Source organism: Flavobacterium sp. KACC 22758 (assembly GCF_028736135.1).
Lineage (GTDB): Bacteria > Bacteroidota > Bacteroidia > Flavobacteriales > Flavobacteriaceae > Flavobacterium > Flavobacterium johnsoniae.
The window spans coordinates 340,447-361,708 of record NZ_CP117878.1 but is presented as its reverse complement, the minus strand read 5'-3'; the positions used below and the strand labels follow the sequence as shown (position 1 = coordinate 361,708).

Below are 21,262 nucleotides of genomic sequence, written 5' to 3'. Positions count from 1 at the left end.
TGTTATTACTGCAATATTAGTTCTGGTGGGATTTGTGTGCAAAATTTTTACTCTTCTTTAAAAAGGCAGAACCAGCCTTTAGATCAAAAAAATAACTAACATAATTATAAAATACCATGATTTTTAACTGGTTTAAAATATTTATTTATCATTTAAAGCAAAGCAAATTGTTTTCGTTTTTAAATGTTTTAGGATTAAGTATCGGGATTTCAGGTGTGATTTTCGCGATTTTGTACTGGAATAATGAACATGCATACGATCAATGGAATCCTGAAAAAGAGAATGTATATCAAGTACTGAACGGAATGGGCAAAACGGGCGATATATGGACTACCAGCACAATTCCGTTTGGTATGACTTGTAAAGCAACTATTCCCGAAATAGATCAAATTTGTTTTCTTAATGATTGGTACAGTCAGGGGGTAATAAAATATCAGAACAAAAAAGTAATCGATAAAAAGATAACTGTTTCTGATAATAACTTTTTCGATTTTTATCCATTTCCAATCTTAAAAGGTGCCAAAAAAGACATCTTAAAAGAAGAAAATAGTGTTGCAATTTCTGAAGATCAGGAAAAACTGCTTTTTAAAAATAATGAGGATCCAATAGGAAAATCTATTACTTATGACAATAAGCCATACACTGTAAAAGCGGTTTACAGAATTATGCGCCCTTCTTCTGTTGAGCCAAATTATGTTTTTGGAGGCATTGTTCGTGAGCATGATCTTACTCAATGGGGAAATTTCAGCTACGGGTTAATGATTAAGACCAAAAAAGGTGCTGATCTTGCAACGGTTTCAAAGAAAATGCATCATGTAAATTATGTAAACAGAACTTTGAAGGATGCTAAAGAAAGCGGACAGCCTATCGAACAATACATTAAAGAAAACGGAGAAATTAAAATTTATCTTGATCAGTTAAAAACGCTGCATCTTCATGGTACAAAATCTTCTGGATCAGCCACTCCTGAAGGAAAAGGAAATTTACAGCTTCTTTATATTATGGCCGGTTTATCTCTTTTAATTTTAGTTTTATCATTAGTAAACTATATTAATCTGGCTACGGCTTCTGCTATAAAACGTGCTAAAGAAGTAGGCGTACGCAAAATTGTGGGAGCTTCAAAAAAGCAGATTATTGCGCAGTTTATATTTGAAACGGCAATAATTGTAACCATTGCGATTTTGTTTGCTTTGGCCATTGTAGAACTTTCATTACCCTATTACAATACCTTTTTAAGAAAAACTTTGACTATGAATGGCAGTGAATTTTATCTGCAGCTCATTTTGATTTTTGGATTAGTAATCATTCTTGCGGGTATATTTCCTGCCATTTATATCTCAAATTTTGAGACGTTAAAAGTTTTAAAAGGTAATTTTTCGAGAAGTAAAAGTGGTATCTGGATTCGAAATTCGATGCTTATTTTTCAATTCGGAATCGCGGCATTTTTTATCATTGGTGCTTTAATTGTAAATTCTCAGGTAGATTTTATGATGAATAAAGACCTTGGTTTTAGCGGCGATCAGGTAATACGAATTCCTTTTAACTATCAGGATTACGATAAAAAAGGAGAAAAATACCAAACAACAAAACAGGAAATTCTTAAAATGCCCGGAGTACAGCAGGTTTCTACTTTTGCCGGTACTTTTGGAAACAGTACAAATTCGAGCTCAGGTTTTACGCATAACGGGGTTTCTGTTCAGCCTAGAAATGTTGAAATGGATTTTGATTTTCTGGAAATGATGAATATTAAAATTGTCCAAGGCCGTGATTTATCTCCAAAATTTGCCTCGGATACAATTGACAACTGGCTTATAAACGAAACTTTAGCTAAAACTTTGGGCCTTAAAAACCCTATAAATACTGTTATTTCTTCGGGCTGGGGAAATGAAAAAGGAAATTTAAAATTTAAAGTAGTAGGTGTTGTTAAAGATTTTCATATTACCGGACTGCAGAATAAAGTTCCGCCAATGGTTTTTATAAACTTAAAAACTTTAAAATGGAATAATTTTCAAAATGTATATTTAAAAGTTTCTCCAAATAATTTATCAGAAACTCTGGCAAAATTAAAAACTTATTGGGAGACAAACATAAATCCTGATTATCCTTTTGATTATGAATTTGTTAACAAAGGATTTGCCAAAACTTATGAAGAACAGGTCAAACAAAAAAATCTGTTTTTTATCTTAAATTTAGTCGTAATTATAATTGCTATCTTCGGATTGTTTGCTTTGGCATCATTTTCGATGGAGAGAAGATTGAAAGAAATTGCAATTAGAAAAACCTTAGGAGCAGAAACGGATATTTTATTGAAAGAATTATCCAGACAATATATAGTTTTCTGCGGAATGGGATTTTTAATTGGAATTGTTCCAGCATATATTTTATTGCAAAAATGGCTGGAGGATTTTGCTTTTAGAGTCAATATTTCAATCGTTCCGTTTAGTATTGCATTGGTTTCGCTTTTAGTCCTTACATTATTAATTGTAATAACTAAAGCCTATCAGGTTACTAAAATCGATATTTTGAAATATTTAAAATATGAATAACTTGTAGACCATTTTTTTAAAAAACCCTCGCCGGAAATCAATTCTAACGAGGGTTTCTTTTTTATTTTAAGGCAACGGAATCTCCATACAAAAGTTTGTCTAATTGCTTATCACGATCGTAAACATCAGGATAAAAACCAATTTCGCCATCGTCTGTAACCCAGGCTGTAAAATAACCTATATAAATTGGAATTTTATTTTTGAGCATGCAGGTAGTTTCTTTTTCACCGCTCATGGCATCATTTATTTTATCGACAGGCCAGTCTGGATTGTCTTTTAGTATTTCTAATGCTAATTTTTTAGCATCTCTTACATTAATACATCCGTGGCTGAAAGTTCTTTTTTCAAAATCAAACAAACTTTTTGCCGGTGTATCATGCAGATAAATATCGTTTGGATTAGGGAACAGAAATTTTACTAATCCCAAAGAGTTATTAGGCCCAGGCTTTTGTCTTACGTTTCCCCCATTCCACTCCATATTATGATCGGCAAGGTAATTTTTATCTTCGGCCATTTTAAGTTTCAGCTCATTTTTAATAATACTTGCCGGAACATACCAATAAGGACTGAAAACGATTCGGTCAATATTGCCGCTAAAAATTACAGTTTCTGTCATTCGGGTTCCCACAAAAACATCTGAAACTAAATCATATTTTCCATCCTTAACATAAATCAGCCTGAACGAAGGAATATTAACCATTACATATTCGTCTGCTTTAGCTAGTTTAGCAGGAATCCATCTGCATCGTTCCATATTCAGCATAATAGTTCTAATTCTGTTGCTGATTGGTTCGTTCATTTGGTCTATCTGCTCTTTCGTAAAAGTATAATTCAATTTTAGTCCATATCGTTTTTTATACTTTAAAACAGCATCCATCATTTCCTGATCATAATACTGGCTTTTTGAATCTTCTTTTAAATCGCCGACAACAAATAAGCGTTCTCTAATTTGCTGGACAACTTTACCACTGTCTAAAGGTTTTAATTCTTTATAATTTGCTTCGTCGATTTCAATTTTTTTCCAAAGTCCGTTTTTTTCAATGTTTCGGTATCTCTGCAATACATTTTGAAGTTTATAATATTGACTAAAAAGAAGATTTTCATCTTTATTTAATCGGCTTGGATCGCCCATTAATGAATCTAAAATTCTATCATAAGAAATAGTTTTTGTTGGCAGAAACCAGCCAATTGATTTTAAAGTCTGCGGATCGACACCAGAGTAAACATTACTGGCATAAAAAACATACATATTAGACAATAACAATTCTGTATCTGCTTTAGGAAGTTTGTTTGTAACGTTTTCATTAAAAACATCATCAACCAAATTCATATAAGGCATTTCGGCATTTATTCCCTGATCTTCTAAAAGACCGACTTTGTGATATAACAGTGCTCCAAATTCGCTGACACTTTTATCGTCGTACCAAATTGTATTATAGTCTTTCTTTTTATAAAGATCTTCTACATCTTTTTGGTATTTTTTTAGTTTGGGATATTTTTTATAAAAAGAATTGATAGAAGCCGCATCGATTGTTCCAAAAACAATAGTTGTCTTGACATTTAAAATGTTATCAAATTCGTTGATTTCGTTTTTAAATTTAAGAGCATTGCCTGCCGAGTTAAAGGAAAACATTAAAAAACTACAGGCAATAATTACAGATAAAAAAGTAAAATTTCGCATATTTTTAAGTTTTAAATTTTTTGAACAAAAATTATTTTAAAAAATACCGAAAACTTATAATGAAGCTCCAAAACAAGTTTTCATAACTTTTTTGTTTTATTTGGAAATCTTCGATTTAGGGAGCTCAAATTTAACTAAGATAATTGACATTTTTGTATTTATTGATGTAAATTTCATACGAATTCTAAAAAATGAAAAGCGTTAAAAATTGAGGTTTTAAAATAACATGCATCATTTTGACTAATCTCAATATCAATAAATACAATTTAAAAGCGTTTGAATCCGAACTTAATCTGTTATCTTTGCAGTCTGAAATCAGTTTAAATTAACATAGAAATTTTAAATTGATTTCTTTCCATATATAATAGCACAATAAAATGAAATTAGATAGAAAAGAAATTCTTAAAGCTTTAGAAACAATTACTATAGCCGGAGAAGGAAAAAATATGGTTGAAAGCGGTGCGGTTGCTAACGTACTTACTTTTGGCGACGAAGTTGTTGTCGATTTAGTATTGCACACGCCGGCTATGCATATCAAAAAAAGAGCAGAAGACGATATTAAAAAAACGATTCACGAATTAATATCTGCCGATGCAAAAATTAAAGTTAACATTAAAGTAGAAACTCCGGAAAAAGCAGAAATTAAAGGTCGTGCTATTCCTGGAATTAAAAATATCATTGCTGTTGCTTCTGGAAAAGGAGGAGTTGGGAAATCTACCGTAACTGCAAATCTTGCCGTTACGCTTGCTAAAATGGGTTTTAAAGTTGGTGTTTTAGATGCCGATGTTTACGGACCATCTATGCCGATTATGTTTGATGTTGAGAATGAAAAACCAGTATCAATTACAGTTGACGGAAAATCAAAAATGAAACCAATTGAAAGTTATGAAATTAAAATGCTTTCTATCGGTTTCTTCACATCACCAAGTCAGGCTGTAATCTGGAGAGGTCCAATGGCTGCAAAAGCTTTAAATCAAATGATTTTTGATGCTGACTGGGGAGAATTAGATTTCATGTTACTAGACTTACCTCCGGGAACAGGAGATATTCACCTTTCTATCATGCAGTCGCTTCCAATTACCGGAGCTGTTGTAGTAAGTACACCGCAGGCTGTGGCTCTTGCCGATGCTAAAAAAGGAATTTCGATGTTTATGCAGGACAATATTAATGTTCCTGTTTTGGGAATTATCGAAAACATGGCTTACTTTACACCCGAAGAATTACCAAATAACAAATACTATATTTTTGGTCAGGAGGGAGCAAAAAATCTTGCAGCAGACTTAGACGTTCCATTTTTAGGTGAAGTTCCTATTGTACAGTCTATTCGTGAAGCAGGAGATTACGGACGCCCGGCAGCATTGCAGACGGCTTCGCCAATCGAAGCTGTTTTTGAAGAAATTACAAGAAATGTAGTTCAGGAAACAGTAAACAGAAACGAAAGTCTTCCGGCTACTGAGGCAATCAAAATTACAACAATGGCAGGTTGTTCTGCAGTAAAGAAAAATTAATTAGATAATGAGATAATCTGCCAATTAGATACTATTTTCTAATTGGCACATTTCACAATTGACACATTATAATTATGACAACAGAAGAATTAACAAATAATGTTTTATTGGCTTTAGATGAAATCAGGCCATTCTTAAAATCCGACGGCGGAGACATTACACTAATCTCTATCGACGATGATAAGCATGTAAAAGTTCGTCTTGAGGGCGCATGCATAAGCTGCAGCGTTAACCAGATGACACTTAAAGCTGGGGTAGAAACAACTATAAAAAAGTATGCACCGCAAATTGAAACTGTGGTAAATATTATGTAACAAAAGCCGTATTTAGGCCCCTGAATTGATTCTGCTGAATTAACAAGAATAATAGGCCTTTATACAATAACTTTTGTAAAAATTCAATAAAAAGCTTAATAATCATAGTTTTTTGAGGATTTAGCAAAAAACAATATGAAGATTTAAGAGTTTTAGTTAACTATTTGTTACATTTTTAACTTAAATTTGTGACATAACCTAAATCTTAAATCTATGAAAAAGTTTTACGCTCTATTTTTATTATTGTTTTTTGCAGCTGTGAATTATGCTCAGAACAAAACAGTTATTGTTGACAAAGCTTGGGTAAGCGAATCTGAAGAATGGTCAGATTTTACATATTCAGGAAAAATTGTATTTTCAATTAATCCTAATGATACTCCAGGAACCTTAAGTATTGGAAATTATGATTTCTTATATGACTTTGTTGACGGAAAGGGTAAATTTTCAAACAAGGCAACTTATAGTGCTGCCCAGTTTTCAAATCCAAGAAAAATTTCTGTAACTACAGACAAGCAGGGAGTTTTAAACTCTACTTATGAAGGTACATTGATTTTTCAATCAGATAGAGATTATTATTCGGTTATTGCAGTTATTACAATCCTTGAAAAAAGCGACAGTGTTTTAGGAGTAAAAATGCGCCTTAAAGAAGGTAACAGAAAGGAATACGCATTTAGCACTAAACCTGCTAGTTAGTATAAATACAGGATTTTTTCACGTTATAGAATCCTACCAATAAAATCCCATAATAAATGGATGTATTAATTAAGATTAAAGATCGAGAAGGAGTTATACACGAATTACAAGCTCCAACTGATATGGCAATGAATATAATGGAGTTATGCAAAGCATACGAACTTCCTGTTGAAGGAACTTGCGGAGGAATGGCAATGTGTGCTTCCTGCCAATGTTATGTTCTAAATGATGTTGCATTACCAGAAATGGGAGATGAAGAAGAAGCCATGCTGTCGGAAGCATTTTATGTTAAATCTAACAGCCGTTTAGGTTGTCAGATACCAATTACTGAAGAATTAGAAGGTTTAGAACTGGAGCTTGCTCCAGAATATTAATAAAAAAAGCGGGAATCAATTGATTCCCGCTTTTTTTATGCTGTTACATGTTAAACCCGACAGGTTTTAGAAACCTATCGGGTTTACTTGACTAATAAATCTTATTTCCATTTCCAATCTAACTCTGATATAAAATTGATTCCAATTTTTTCAGTAATCATTTTTAATTCAGTTCTCACAGCCTCAACATCAATAACTTCAGATTTTGGAATCATAATACTCACACCCGTTTTTAAGGCGATAAAAAAATAATCTTTTATCTCACTTATGTTTTCAAACGCAGAAAAATTTATCTCCGAACTTCCAATATTCTCACTATAAGCTTCTAGTATATCTTCTTTAAACAACAATGTAGAAATAATTCCTATTCTATTTTTAAAATTCTCTTTTACATATTTTCTAAAGTTCCTCTGGTAATAATCTTTTAAATAAATAGGATATAGGAAAAAACAAATAATACCAGAACCTCCAAAATAATAAGTTAAGAGTGTATTCTGAGCCATATAAAATATAAACCCTATCCCTAATAGCATTATAAACACAAGGAGTCTGCTTTTTATTCTCTGTTTCTTGATCAACTTGCTTTTTGACGCGAGATATAATTGCTGCTGTAAATAATCGTTTTCTGTTAAAGTATATTTTAGTTCCATTTCTTTAATTTATAACACAATAATTGCTTTTATTTAAAAAGCAAAAATACCGGGAATAACTTTTTAAAGAAGCCTTAATCAGCTTTATAACTATCAAAATAAGCCATTTATAAAACATAAAAAGAACCGTGATTACAGTAATGTAATTACGGTTCTTTTGTCTTATCTTCTTTTCTTCTTTAGTTATTTTTTAAAAAATCTGCCGGATCAAAAGGTTCAAATTCTCTTTCTGAAAATGCTTCTGTCAAAATACCAGACGAACACAACCAGGTAATTGCTTCTTCTAACGTATTTCCAACTTTATAAATCATTTCACTATATCTTGGCAGCACATAATATTGATTGTTTAGAAGAATTATTTCATCTCCATCAAAAGTATCTCCAACTCTAATCGATTTTAGCACTTCTTCTTTCGTTAAAACTTCTTTTCCTTCGTCCCAAAACCAATATTCAGTAATACGGTTTTTCCATTCTTCTAGAGTTAAAATAATATTCTCAGGAAGATAAACCCTTACATAAGTTCCTCCTAAAATTCCACTTCCGTAGGTTTGAACATATTCTTTATAATCTTCGTCAAAAGTTATGTTTAATGTTTTTTCGCAAGCCAATATATCTTCTTCATCAGCTATAAAAAGATCTGTTTTATTGGTATTATAATTAGGGATTATTTTGTAGTTATCGAAATTCATAACGCTTAAGTTTTAATTGCTAAGTTACTATTTATTAAAAATATTTCTCACAAAAAACCGTAATTACATCACTGCAATTACGGTTTTCTCTTTATAACAATTAACTATTTAACTATTTAGTCCTATTAGTTCTTGAATATTTTCTGCCACTTCTTTTATCTCTCCTGTTTCATGACTCCAGAAATAGATCTTTTCGCTTAGTTTTTGACTATTATTATCGAAAGGAAGAAGAATTAATTGATCTCCACAACCATTACTCGCAATGGCAATTCCTGATAACGGAAAATTAGACCATTTTCTTGCTTCATTAGTTTCTAAAACAATATGATTACAAGTTCTACTGATTCTCTTTTTATCAGATTTATCAAAAAAAGGATAAAGATTCCAATCATCATCTTCGGTTACTGCTTCACCACCATTTTCTTCTATCATTTTTTCTTTAAATAAAGGAGGAAATTTAATGTCTAATTCTTCTTCAGTTTCAATTATATATTTTATATCTATTGGAAATGCCATAAATTTTTAATTTATATTTTCAGCAAAAATAACTTTATATGAATTAAAATATTACCTAGATAAATTTTAAAACCAACAAAATAAGCCAATTATAAAATCAAAAAAAACGTAATTACATTACTGCAATTACGGTTTTCTCTTTATAACAATTTTATTTAATCTCTCGATTATACCAAACCAGCTTTAATTAAATATTCAAATATTTGGTTTTACTGTTTATTTCTGATTATTTCTCTTATACTATCATGTAAATGATATTTCACTAAAGATTCACCATTATTATAATTAAATTCATCTAAAATAAAAGCAAAAAAACTTTCCAGATCATTGGCTATCACACACATATCTTCTTCATCTCTACCAAAAATTATTATCTGCCCTTTCTTTCCATTTACATCGGGATCTAAATCAATTCCTATAAAATTTCCTCCAGAATCTGAGAATATTGGTATCCATTTATGATTAAAATATTTCTTTTTTATTGCATTTGCCGGTAGCGATGTAAATGACATTTCATTGTAATCGTTATCTGTTCTATTTACTTCAAATCTACCGTCAGAAAATATTGTAAAATTAAGTTTATCCCAATTGTAACATTCATATTCTAATTGATGAAATTCATTAATTATACTTATCAGAGGGCTATAATCTGCAATATTTATAAATTCTTTTTCTCTTGGTTCTGTATCCTTGCTTCTGTATAATGAAGGGTGACTGAAGAAACCTACCCCACAAGAAAAGACCATTTTATACCAGGAACTTTGAGATTCTTGATTTTTTACAAGTGCGTTTATTACATAAAATTCAATAATTTTTTTTAAATAATAATCTGATTTTTCTGGATTAACTATTGTTCGAATCTCGGGTTTTTGGAGCTTTTTTGCAAACTCTAAAGTATTGATAATATCATCTGAAGCCATAAACTTTTCGTTAAAAAAAAGCAGGGGACTTTTATCAGGCTGGCCATTTGAATATGTATAAAATGTTTTAAAAGAGTCTGGCAATTTTTCACCTGATAATTGTTCTATCGTATTAATTTCTTCTAGAGTAATTCCTTTGTTTACTAAAGTATCATTAAGGTTTAAAACATCTTGTCTCTTATTTAAAATTGCATTCCATTTTTGAATTAAATCCATGTCAAATTAATTAAAATTATTATACAAAAATAATTTCAAAGCCATTAAAAAAATGTCGACGAAAGACATAAAACTATCAAAATAAGACAATTATACAAAACAAAAAAACCGTAATCACATTACTGCAATTACGGTTTTCTCTTTATAACAATTTTATTTAATCTCTCAATTATACCAAACCTGCTTGAATTAAATATTCAGCGATTTGTATTGTGTTTGTTGCAGCACCTTTTCTTAAGTTATCGGCAACAATCCACATGTTTAATGTATTTGGCTGGCTTTCGTCACGACGGATTCTTCCAACAAAAACATCATTTTTACCTTCTGCATATAATGGCATTGGATACGTAAAGGTATCCAAATTATCTTGTACCGTTACTCCGTCTGTATTATGAAGGATTTCACGAACTTCATTTACATCAAAATCATTTGTAAACTCTACGTTTACAGCCTCACTATGTCCACCTACAACTGGCACACGAACTGCAGTAGCTGTAACTCTGATAGTGTTATCTCCTAGGATTTTTTGAGTTTCGCGAACTAATTTCATTTCTTCTTTAGTGTATCCGTTATCCTCAAAACTGTCGCAGTGTGGAATTGCATTTCTGTGAATTGGATATTTGTAAGCCATATCACCTTGAATTCCTGCGTATTCGTTTTCTAATTGTTTAACTGCTTTTACACCAGTTCCAGTAATTGATTGGTAAGTAGAAACAATAATTCTTTTAATGTTGTATTTTCTATGCAAAGGAGCCAAAGCCAATACCATTTGAATAGTAGAACAGTTTGGGTTTGCAATAATTTTATCTTCTCTTGTTAATACAGAAGCATTGATTTCTGGAACTACCAATTTTTTAGTAGGATCCATTCTCCATGCAGATGAGTTGTCGATAACGGTAGTTCCGGCAGCAGCAAATTTTGGAGCCCATTCTAAAGATGTATCTCCTCCAGCAGAAAAAACAGCGATATCAGCTTTCATATCAACAGCTGTTTGTAATCCTACTACTTTATATTTGGTTCCTTTGTATTCGATTTCTTTTCCAACTGATCTTTCTGATGCAACAGGAATTAATTCCGTAACAGGAAAATTTCTTTCTGCTAAAACTTTAAGCATTACTTCGCCAACCATTCCGGTAGCACCTACAACTGCAATTCTCATTTTTATATTTTTAAATAATCAATTAATCTAATTTATATCGCAAAAATAAGTATAATAAAAGTCTTGGCAAGGTGATTCACAAAAAATAACAAAATGTTATATTTTAAACAATTTGTAAAAAAACCGCCTCTTTAGAAGGCGGTTAAGTTAGACTTAGTGCAGCGGTATATTTTTATTTATTTTTTAATAAATCTCTAATTTGTATAAGCAATTCTTCCTGAGTTGGCCCAGCTGGAGGCGGTGGCGGCGCAACATCTTTCTTTTTAGCATGGTTCATTGCTTTAATGATCAAAAATAAAACAAATGCAACAATTATAAAGTTTATTACAGCCGATAAAAACAGTCCGTATTTTACTCCTCCAAAAGCAGTTAACTGCTCAATAGTTGATAAATTAGCAGCATCTAAAGCCGGTTTCAATAATAGTGGCGTAATTACATCTTCTATAAATGAGCTCACGATTTTACCAAAAGCAGCTCCAATGATTACACCGACAGCAAGATCAACCACGTTGCCTTTCATTGCAAATTCCTTAAATTCTGAAAAAAATCCCATATGCGATCTGTTTTTGTTTATAATAATTGAATATCGAAAATACGCAATTTTCCTGAAAGTTCGGTACTCTATCTAAAAAATACTCGTTTTACACGCTGTGAAATACTGGTCATTATTTCATACGGAATGGTTTTTAATGCTTCAGCCATTTCTATAACCGTTGGGCTTTCGCCGAAAATAATTACCGAATCGCCTTCTTTGCAGTCAATATGACTTACATCAACCATTAACATATCCATACAAACGCTTCCTACGATGTAGGCTTTTTGATTTTTGATGTTTACAAAACCAACCTGATTGCCCCATAATCTCGAAATTCCGTCTGCATAACCAATTGGAATGGTTGCAATTTTTGTTTCTTTATCTGCCATAAAACGGCGTCCATACCCTACACTGTCGCCTGCGGGAATAGTTCGAACCTGCGAAATAATCGATTTTAAGGTACCTACGTTTTCCAGATATTTCTGTTCGGCCGGATCGTTGGAAACGCCATATAAACCAATTCCTAAACGCACCATATTGTATTGTGCATTTGGGAAATTACTGATTCCGGAAGTGTTTAAAATATGGCGGATTGGGTTTATATTTAATTCTGACATTAATTTTGAAGATAATCTTTCAAATAAATTGATTTGTTTTTCTACAAAACCAAAATGCTTCGGATCATCGCTCGTTGCCAAATGCGATAAAATACTTTGAACACGAACGGTTGAGTTTCCTTTTAAAGTCTCAATTAATTCGTCGATCGTATTATCCTCAAAACCTAAACGGTGCATTCCTGTATCGACTTTTATATGAATAGGAAAATCTTTTAAGTTCTTTTCTCTGGCTATTTTCAAAAAGGCATTTAAGCCTTTTATGCTGTAAATTTCGGGTTCTAATTTATATTGAATTATCGAAGGAAAGCTGGTCGATTCTGGATTTAAAACCATAATTGGCAGTTTGATGCCGCCATTTTTCAGCGAAATTCCTTCATCGGCGAAAGCCACACCTAAATAATTTACTTTATTATGTTCGAGCAGTTTTGCAATTTCGAGTCCGCCGTTTCCATAACCAAAAGCCTTTACCATAACCATGATTTTTACATCATCGGCCAGTTTTGATTTAAAATAATTCAGATTGTGATTTATAGCATCCAGGTTGATTTCGAGAACTGTTTCATGCGTTTTTTCTTCAAGCAGCGAAACAATTTCTTCAAACTGAAATGATCTTGCGCCTTTTATCAATATGGTTTCGTTATTGAAATTCAGGTTTTCGATTTCAGCAATAAATTCGGCTGTATTTTGAAACATGGTGCTGTTTGGAAACTTATCCTGAAAAGATGAAATTGTAGTTCCAATTCCAATGACACGGTTTATTTTATTATCTGAAATTAACTGTGCAACTTTTGAATAGAGTTCTTCATTTGAAAATCCGCTTTGAAAAATATCTGATAGTATAACGGCTTTTGAAGCATTTTTTTTCTGGCTTTCCAGAAAATCTAAAGCAATTTTAAGCGATTGAAAATCAGAACTGTAACTATCGTCGATTAAACTGCAGTTGTGGATTCCGTTTTTAACTTCAAGACGCATTTCAACCGGATAAAGCATTTCCATTCTGTTTTGAATAACGGTAAAATCATATTCAAAATGCAGTAAAACCAATAAACATGAAATGGCATTTTCGATAGAAGCAGAATCGCTGAACGGAATTTCTAAATTAAAAATTTCGTCTTTGTATTGATATTTTATTGTGGTTGAATCGTTTTTAGTTTCTTTTTTCAGAATAAAAACATCTGCAGAGGCATCTGCAAAACTCCATGAAAATAAGGTTCTGTTTTCTAGCGGATATTGAGCAGAAAAGTCTAAAAGACATTTATCTACCAATTCATTTTTTTGATAAATAATTACTGCTGACTTTTTGAAAAGCAATAATTTCTCGTTGATTTTCTGAGTCAGATTTTCAAATCCTTCATCGTGTGCAGAACCTATATTGGTTAAAACTCCAATATTGGGTTTGATGATTTTTTCAAGATTAACCATTTCGTTAACCGTTGAAATTCCGGCTTCAAAAATTCCTAAATTGTGTTTTTCATTTATAGCAATAACAGAAAGCGGAACACCAACTTGTGAGTTATAACTTTTTGGGCTTCGGATAATATTATAATCAGGGCTTAAAAGAAAATTAAGCCATTCTTTTACGATGGTTTTTCCGTTGCTTCCGGTTAAACCAATAATAGGAAAATCGAATATATCACGATAATAAGCTGCTAATTCCTGTAATGCTTTCAGCGTATTTTTTACAACAAAAAAATTGGCTTTTCCTTTTACATTTTCTGGTATATACTGAACTGCAAAATTCTGAACGCCTTTTTCTATTAACTCGGCAATATATAAATGAGCGTCATTATTAGCACCGGAAAGGGCAATAAACAATGTTTGAGGTCCGTTTTGTAAAGAACGGCTGTCGATCGAAATATGATCTACAAAAATATCAGTATCTGAGCCTGTCCACTCGGCATTTAAAACCGGGATCAGGCTTTTTAAATTTATGCTCATTTAGAAATTCTTTTTGTCAAATTTAAAAAAAGGTTTGCCACGAATTCATTTTTAGATATAAAAAAGAGTTTGCCGCGAATTACACAAATTTCCACAAATTATTTTTTATTTTTTGCCACAGATTAAAAGGATTTAAATGATTTCTAATCTGTGATAATCTTTTAATCTGTGGCTAATTTTTAAGCATTCAACGAATAAATAATTTGTGAAAATTTGTATAATTCGCGCCGGAAAACTAAATATTCACAGCAAAAAACATTAATTTATTATATTTGTTAAATACCACAAAATAATTCGTTTTGAAAAAAATACTTCCACTATTCTCCTATATACTTCATCCGATTTTTATATCGATGTACGCAACATTGTTTTATCTTTATTGCAAGGATGACATTTTTACAACCCAGGAAAAATACTTTGTTTTATTTCAAATATTGGTCATAACGATCATCGTTCCAATATTGTTTTTTATGCTTCTTCGCTCAACAGGTCATGTAAAATCGATGATGCTGCCAGAGAACTCCCAGCGCCGTATTCCTCTTATTTTACAATGTTTTTTATATATTCTACTGGTAAAAAGAAGCATTGTGATTATGCGTTATCCAGAACTTCATTTCTTTTTTCTGGGCGCTTTATTTACCACTATTCTGGCCTTGGTGCTTTCTCTTTTTAAAATTAAAGCAAGTCTGCATATGGCAGCAATAAGCGGTTTTACAATTTTTGCAGTTGGATTAAACCTTCATCTGCAGTTACATAATCCGTATTGGGGAGCGCTTTTAATTTTATTGTCCGGAATCACGGCTTCATCACGATTAGAAATGAATGCACACACTCCAAAAGAATTATTAATTGGATTGTTTGTAGGCGTTTTACCGCAGGTGCTGTTTTTATATTTGTGGTTATAAAATGTAGAAAATTAATCCAGCATTTAAGGTTTTCATGCTTATTTTTTCTCCGTTTAATGTTGTGGTTCCGTCTTTAAACAGCGGACTCAAACCATAATACAAATATAAATTCCATGTATTGTATCCTGCAGAAAGATACGGACCGTACTGAAATTTATTAATAGCAGGGTTGTTATTTATTTTGTACTTATTCTCACCATCATCTAAAATTGAAGAGTTTGAGAATAAATAACTCAACTTTACTCCTGCATAGATTCTCCAGAATTTTGTGCTTTCATAAGTTGAATTACGCCATCTAAATTCTATTGGAAGATCAACAGAATATTGTCTGTATCGGTTTGAAGCAATTTCTCCAGCATCTACAACATTATAAACTATTGTTCCGTTTCCATCTTTTGAAACTGCAAAATTTTGATAATAGTTTTGATAGCTCAATCCTAAACCGGCCGCAATGGCAACTGTTCTTGATTTGTTGATTGGCATATCACGAAGAAAACCGCCCGAAAGTCCAAGCGAGAATTTATTCTGTTTAAATTTTTGAGGAATATCAGTAAACATATTATACGTTACCGAAAAGTAAAATTGATCTTCTCTATACAAAGAATCTATTTTAACTATAGGTTTTATTTCTGGTTTTGCATCCTGCTGTGCAAAAACATTAAAAAATGAAACTAAAAACAAACAGCTAAAAATTAATCGCATAGATTTTTTGAGTTTAAAAGAGGTTTTACAAAATAAACGTTTTACTGAATCAATTTATTTCACTTACAAATATAATATAATGCTAGTTCAGGATGTGATTAGAAAGTAATTATTCTTTTTTTGATTACAAATAATTGGTTTTACTGAAGTTTTTTCAAAGATTATGCAGCAGAATTTAAAAAATAGATTTGTAATTGTATGATCTTTTATACCTTTGTGGTTGATGAAGAAAAAACAGCTCATATTAAGTTTCTCATTTGCTGTAACAGTATTGTTCTCGATATTGTTTCAGTCAATACACAGTTATGAGCATATTGTAAAACAGCTTTCTGAAAAACAATGTCATCACGATTATAACGATCCAAATGGCGAAATAACGCATCAGCATCATAATTACGATCTTTGTTTTGTATGTAATTTTGCTTTTGAATCCTTTATTGTTCCAGAAAGTTTCTCTTTCCAATTTCATTCTTTCGACAGTCAGATTCCTTATTTTTTACCACTGTCAGAAAAGATTTTTTCAATTTCAAGACCTTCTTATTTACTTCGGGGGCCGCCGGCAGCTATAGTTTAAACCGCCATTAAAAAATCACATTTCTTTTTACACTAAATTCAAAACGACATTGAGTTTCCTAATCCTATTTTTATCAATCAGGATCAGAATGCTTTGCTGTTGGTTTTAATTTCATTTAAAAGAAAAAAATCAATTTAACTATAGCACATTTTTCAAATGAAAAAATTCATAATAGCCCTCGTTTTAGGGTTTTCGGGCTTGCTTTCTGCCCAAAATTCAGTTTCAGGAACTGTAACCGATAATCAAAATAATCCATTACCGGGCGTTTCCGTTTATGCACCTGAATTACACAAAGGAACAACTACAGATGCAAACGGAAAATACGAATTGAACAATCTTCCAAGCGGAAGTTTACGTCTTTCTTTTTCGTATGTTGGGTACGCAACTCAAAATAATACTGTTCCTAAATTAGTAAAGCAAAACACTTTAGATGTTACACTTCAAGAATCGATTCTGGAAATGGATGAAGTTGTAGTTTCAACTCCTTTCAATAAACTGCAATCTCAAAACGTAATGAAAATTGAGCATGAAAGCATCAAAACATTACAGCAAAAAGGAACTTCAACTTTAATTGAAGGTCTGGCAACTATTCCAGGAGTAGCACAGATTTCTACTGGAACTTCTATTGGAAAACCTGTAATTCGTGGATTAAGCGGTAATCGTGTATTGGTTTATTCTCAAGGGGTTCGAATCGAAAATCAACAGTTTGGTGACGAGCATGGTTTAGGTTTAAACGATGCCGGAATAGAAAGTGTGGAAGTAATTAAAGGTCCGGCATCTTTATTATACGGTTCTGATGCTTTGGGAGGGGTTTTATATTTTAATCCTGAAAAATTTGCTGATGCAGGTACTTTTAAAGCTAATTTCAGCCAAAAATATTTTACAAATACACAAGGAAGTAATTCTTCTATTGGTTTAAAAACTTCTACAGACAACTGGAAATTTCTGGCTCGCGGAAGTTACAACACGCATTCTGATTACAAAATTGCCGATGGTGATCGTGTAACTAATTCACGTTACAACGAAACTGATTTTAAAACCGGAATTGGCTACAGCAATTCGAGCTTTTCTAGTGTTTTGAGATACAATTACAATAAATTGGATATTGGAATTCCTGAAGATGGAATTGCTGAGCAGTCTTCAAGCAAAGACACACAGTTTCCAAGACAGGGAATTTTCAATCATTTATTGAGTTTAAACAATGTTATCTTTTTTGAAAACTCAAAACTTGATGTTGATTTGGGATACATCTCTAATGACAGAAGCGAGTTTGAAGACAGCAACGAAGCTTCTCTTCACATGAAATTGAATACTTTTAACTATAATGCAAAATATCATTTCCCAAAATTCGGAAAAATCGAAACTATTTTAGGCGTTCAGGGAATGCATCAAACGAATAAAAATTCGGGTGAAGAATATTTAATTCCAGATGCGACAACAAATGATTTTGGTGTTTTTGGAACTGCAAATTACGAATGGGACAACAGCGTTATTCAGGCTGGATTGCGTTTTGACAACCGAAATATTACTTCAATAGCACATGGAACTGAAGGCGAAGAAGGTTATTTCCTTCCTCTTGACCGATCTTTTGACAGCTTTAATGCTTCTTTAGGATATAAAACAAAATTAGCCGAACCATTAACGCTTCGTTTAAATGTTGCCACAGGTTTTAGAGCACCAAACTTAGCCGAATTAACTTCAAATGGTGTTCATGAAGGTACAAATCGTTACGAAATTGGGAATGCTAATTTGAAAACTGAACAAAACGTTCAGACTGATTTAAATTTAGAATATAAAAATACACATTTTGAATTCTTTGTAAACGGATTTTACAATCACGTAAACAATTATATCTATACTTCGCCAACTGGAGAAGTTCGTGATGATAATGATGTTTTTGCTTATGTTCAGGATAATGCAAAATTATATGGTGGTGAAGTTGGTTTACATTTCCACCCGCATCCTTTAGACTGGCTGCATTTTGAAACCAGCTTTGAAACGGTGACAGGTAAAAAAGACAATGATGATTATCTGCCGTTAATTCCGGCTAACAACTGGAACAATACGCTTAGAACTGAATTTAATATCAAAGACTGGCTAAGCGAAGGTTTTGCCTCTTTAAATGTTTCTTCGACTTTCAGCCAGGATAATGTAAGCGGTTTTGAAACAGCTTCTAAAGGGTATACTTTGGTAAATTTAGGTTTTGGAGGAACGGTAAAACTAGGAAAAACCGCTTTTGACATTAACTTAAACGGAAACAATTTATTCGACAAAAAATATATTGCACACCTTTCAAGATTAAAAACTGACGGTATTCCGAACATTGGAAGAAACATCGTTTTGGGAGTTAATTTTAATTTATAATTTTAAATTTAACCGCAAAGAGCGCAAAGTATTACGCAAGGTTCGCTAAGTTTTATTTTATAAAATGACGATTAAAAGATTCTCGCAAAGACGCCAAGCCGCAAAGAAATTTTAAAACTTTGCGCCTCCGCGAGATTAATTTTGCGTGCTTTGCGTAAACTCTTTGCGTTCTTTGCGGTTAGTAACACAACAATCTCACAAAAAGCGCTATTTTTGTTACAACAGATAAAAACTAACTATGAAAAAAACATTTTTATTAATGGCACTTACAACCGCAGGAATTTCGTTTGCACAAATTAAATATCCCGAAACCAAAAAAGGTGAAACTGTCGATGTATATTTTGACACAAAAGTAAGCGATCCGTACCGTTGGCTTGAAGATGATAAATCTGCTGAAACAGGTGCTTGGGTAAAAGCTGAAAATGAAGTAACGTATGGCTATTTAGATAAAATTCCGTTTCGTGAGGAACTTAAAAAACGAATGGAAAAACTTTGGAACTATGAAAAAATAGGCGCTCCGTTTAAAGAAGGAAAATTTACGTATTACTATAAAAATAATGGGCTTCAAAATCAATCTGTTGTTTACAGAAAAGATCAAAGCGGTAAAGAAGAGGTTTTTCTTGATCCGAATACTTTCTCTAAAGACGGAACCACTTCTCTTGGCGGTTTAGATTTTTCTAAAGACGGAAGTAAAGCTGCTTATGCCATTTCTGAAGGCGGAAGCGACTGGAGAAAAGTGATTATTATTGATGCATTGTCTAAAAAAGTTGTAGAAGATACTTTAGTTGATGTTAAATTCAGCGGTGTTTCGTGGCTTGGAAATGAAGGTTTCTATTATTCTAGTTATGATAAGCCAAAAGGAAGCGAATTATCTGCAAAAACTGATCAGCATAAATTGTATTTCCATAAGTTAGGAACTTCTCAAAAAGAAGATAAAGTAATTTTTGGAGCCGATCAAAAAAGAAGATATGTCGGTGGTTATGTTACCGAAGACAATCATTATTTAGTAATTACAGCTGCTAATTCTACTTACGGAAACGAACTGTATATTAAAGATTTAAAAACACCAAACAGTCCGATTATTACGATTGTAGATAATTTTAATACTGATAATTCGGTTATCGAAAACGAAGGGACAAAATTATTCATTCACACTGATTATAATGCTCCTAACGGCAGAGTGGTTACTGTAGATTTCAGCAGTCCAAAACAGGAAAACTGGAAAGATTTTATTAAAGAAACAGAGAATGTTTTATCTCCATCAACAGGGGGCGGATATTTCTTTGCTAATTATACAAAAGATGCCGTTTCATTGGTTTTACAATATGATTACAACGGTAAATTAGTACGCGAAATCAAACTTCCTGCCGTTGGAACTGCCGGTGGATTTGGTGCTAAAAAAGAAGAAAAGATTTTGTATTACAGCTTTACAAATTATACAACTCCGGGATCTATCTTTTCTTTTGAACCAAAATCTGGAAAATCAGAAATTTATCAAAAACCAAAAGTTGATTTTAAAAGTGAAGATTACGAGTCTAAACAAGTTTTCTATACTTCAAAAGACGGTACAAAAGTTCCTATGATTATTACGTATAAAAAAGGAACAAAATTAGACGGTAAAAATCCAACTATTCTTTATGGTTACGGTGGATTCAATATTAGTTTGACACCAAGTTTCAGTATTGCTAATGCAGTTTGGATGGAAAACGGCGGAGTTTATGCTGTTGCTAACTTAAGAGGAGGCGGTGAATATGGAAAGAAATGGCATGATGCAGGAACAAAACTTCAAAAACAAAATGTATTTGATGATTTTATTGCTGCTGCAGAATATTTAATTTCTCAAAAATATACCTCATCTGATTATTTGGCTATTCGCGGAGGATCTAACGGAGGTTTATTGGTTGGTGCAACTATGACACAGCGTCCAGATTTAATGAAAGTAGCATTGCCTGCAGTTGGTGTTATGGATATGCTTCGTTACCATACTTTTACAGCTGGCGCGGGCTGGGCATACGATTACGGAACTGCTCAGGACAACAAGGAAATGTTTGAATACTTAAAAGGTTATTCTCCTGTTCAAAACGTTAAAAAGGGAACAAAATATCCGGCAACGATGGTAACAACCGGAGATCATGATGATCGTGTTGTTCCGGCTCATAGTTTTAAATTTGCTGCTGAATTACAAGACAAACAAGCAGGAGAAAATCCGGTTTTAATTAGAATTGATGTAAAAGCAGGTCATGGTGCAGGAAAATCTGTTGCGGCTACAATTCAGGAAAATGTAGACATTCAGGCTTTCACGCTTTACAATATGGGTTTTAAAGCTTTACCTAAAAAGTAAGACTTTAAACTAAATTTTTT

Annotated in this window: 18 protein-coding genes; 9 read left to right on the top strand and 9 right to left on the bottom strand. The window is 32.4% G+C overall.

Features of this window, described 5'->3' with window-relative positions; all coding sequences use genetic code 11:
• Positions 1-116: 116 nt before the first annotated feature.
• Positions 117-2,546, top strand: coding sequence for an ABC transporter permease (locus PQ462_RS01620; protein WP_274252133.1), 2,430 nt, complete (start codon positions 117-119; stop codon positions 2,544-2,546).
• Between the two features lie 61 nt (positions 2,547-2,607).
• Here PQ462_RS01620 and PQ462_RS01615 read toward each other — a convergent pair whose 3' ends face one another.
• Positions 2,608-4,227 (bottom strand): L,D-transpeptidase family protein, encoded by a 1,620-nt coding sequence (locus PQ462_RS01615; RefSeq protein WP_274252132.1) that lies wholly within the window; start codon positions 4,225-4,227, stop codon positions 2,608-2,610.
• A 377-nt stretch (positions 4,228-4,604) separates the two neighbouring features.
• Between PQ462_RS01615 and PQ462_RS01610 the strand changes: the two genes are divergently transcribed.
• From PQ462_RS01610 to PQ462_RS01595, 4 genes are all read left to right on the top strand, one after another.
• A complete protein-coding gene (locus PQ462_RS01610; RefSeq protein WP_274252131.1) occupies positions 4,605-5,735 on the top strand; it encodes an Mrp/NBP35 family ATP-binding protein in 1,131 nt (376 codons plus the stop codon).
• Positions 5,736-5,809: 74 nt separating this feature from the next.
• The gene (locus tag PQ462_RS01605) at positions 5,810-6,049 is read left to right on the top strand and encodes a NifU family protein (RefSeq protein ID WP_012023406.1); all 240 of its coding nucleotides are present in this window, start codon (positions 5,810-5,812) and stop codon (positions 6,047-6,049) included.
• A 213-nt stretch (positions 6,050-6,262) separates the two neighbouring features.
• A complete protein-coding gene (locus PQ462_RS01600) occupies positions 6,263-6,742 on the top strand; it encodes a hypothetical protein (protein WP_012023405.1) in 480 nt (159 codons plus the stop codon).
• Between the two features lie 56 nt (positions 6,743-6,798).
• Complete coding sequence (locus PQ462_RS01595; RefSeq protein ID WP_012023404.1) at positions 6,799-7,116, top strand: 2Fe-2S iron-sulfur cluster-binding protein; 318 nt, start codon at positions 6,799-6,801, stop codon at positions 7,114-7,116.
• 101 nt (positions 7,117-7,217) lie between these two features.
• Here the strand turns inward: PQ462_RS01595 and PQ462_RS01590 are convergent, their stop codons facing one another.
• The 7 genes from PQ462_RS01590 to PQ462_RS01560 form a co-directional block, all read right to left on the bottom strand.
• On the bottom strand, positions 7,218-7,766 hold the full coding sequence (locus PQ462_RS01590) for a YcxB family protein (RefSeq protein WP_274252130.1): 549 nt from the start codon (positions 7,764-7,766) through the stop codon (positions 7,218-7,220).
• Between the two features lie 179 nt (positions 7,767-7,945).
• Positions 7,946-8,455 carry an SMI1/KNR4 family protein gene (locus PQ462_RS01585; protein WP_274252129.1) on the bottom strand — a complete coding sequence of 170 codons (510 nt, stop codon included), beginning with the start codon at positions 8,453-8,455 and terminating at the stop codon, positions 7,946-7,948.
• A 108-nt stretch (positions 8,456-8,563) separates the two neighbouring features.
• Positions 8,564-8,971 carry an SMI1/KNR4 family protein gene (locus PQ462_RS01580; RefSeq protein ID WP_274252128.1) on the bottom strand — a complete coding sequence of 136 codons (408 nt, stop codon included), beginning with the start codon at positions 8,969-8,971 and terminating at the stop codon, positions 8,564-8,566.
• A 209-nt stretch (positions 8,972-9,180) separates the two neighbouring features.
• On the bottom strand, positions 9,181-10,107 hold the full coding sequence (locus PQ462_RS01575) for an SMI1/KNR4 family protein (protein ID WP_274252127.1): 927 nt from the start codon (positions 10,105-10,107) through the stop codon (positions 9,181-9,183).
• Between the two features lie 169 nt (positions 10,108-10,276).
• Complete coding sequence (locus PQ462_RS01570) at positions 10,277-11,266, bottom strand: aspartate-semialdehyde dehydrogenase (RefSeq protein ID WP_274252126.1); 990 nt, start codon at positions 11,264-11,266, stop codon at positions 10,277-10,279.
• A 172-nt stretch (positions 11,267-11,438) separates the two neighbouring features.
• A complete protein-coding gene (gene mscL, locus PQ462_RS01565; RefSeq protein WP_274252125.1) occupies positions 11,439-11,819 on the bottom strand; it encodes a large conductance mechanosensitive channel protein MscL in 381 nt (126 codons plus the stop codon).
• Positions 11,820-11,887: 68 nt separating this feature from the next.
• Positions 11,888-14,356: a bifunctional UDP-N-acetylmuramoyl-tripeptide:D-alanyl-D-alanine ligase/alanine racemase gene (locus PQ462_RS01560; RefSeq protein ID WP_274252124.1), complete on the bottom strand. Its 2,469-nt coding sequence runs from the start codon at positions 14,354-14,356 to the stop codon at positions 11,888-11,890.
• A gap of 299 nt (positions 14,357-14,655) precedes the next feature.
• Between PQ462_RS01560 and PQ462_RS01555 the strand changes: the two genes are divergently transcribed.
• Positions 14,656-15,261 (top strand): hypothetical protein, encoded by a 606-nt coding sequence (locus PQ462_RS01555; protein WP_012023397.1) that lies wholly within the window; start codon positions 14,656-14,658, stop codon positions 15,259-15,261.
• Here the strand turns inward: PQ462_RS01555 and PQ462_RS01550 are convergent.
• Complete coding sequence (locus tag PQ462_RS01550; protein ID WP_274252123.1) at positions 15,256-15,963, bottom strand: porin family protein; 708 nt, start codon at positions 15,961-15,963, stop codon at positions 15,256-15,258. The two genes, PQ462_RS01555 and PQ462_RS01550, sit on opposite strands and share 6 nt — an antisense overlap.
• 223 nt (positions 15,964-16,186) lie before the next feature.
• On the opposite strand from PQ462_RS01550, the gene PQ462_RS01545 reads away from it, so the two are divergent.
• The 3 genes from PQ462_RS01545 to PQ462_RS01535 all read left to right on the top strand — a co-directional run bounded on the left by PQ462_RS01545 (position 16,187) and on the right by PQ462_RS01535 (position 21,242).
• Complete coding sequence (locus PQ462_RS01545) at positions 16,187-16,537, top strand: hypothetical protein (RefSeq protein WP_274252122.1); 351 nt, start codon at positions 16,187-16,189, stop codon at positions 16,535-16,537.
• A gap of 156 nt (positions 16,538-16,693) precedes the next feature.
• Positions 16,694-18,901, top strand: a complete 2,208-nt coding sequence (locus PQ462_RS01540; RefSeq protein ID WP_274252121.1) for a TonB-dependent receptor — start codon at positions 16,694-16,696, stop codon at positions 18,899-18,901.
• A gap of 238 nt (positions 18,902-19,139) precedes the next feature.
• Positions 19,140-21,242, top strand: coding sequence for a prolyl oligopeptidase family serine peptidase (locus tag PQ462_RS01535; protein WP_274252120.1), 2,103 nt, complete (start codon positions 19,140-19,142; stop codon positions 21,240-21,242).
• Positions 21,243-21,262: the final 20 nt, after the last annotated feature.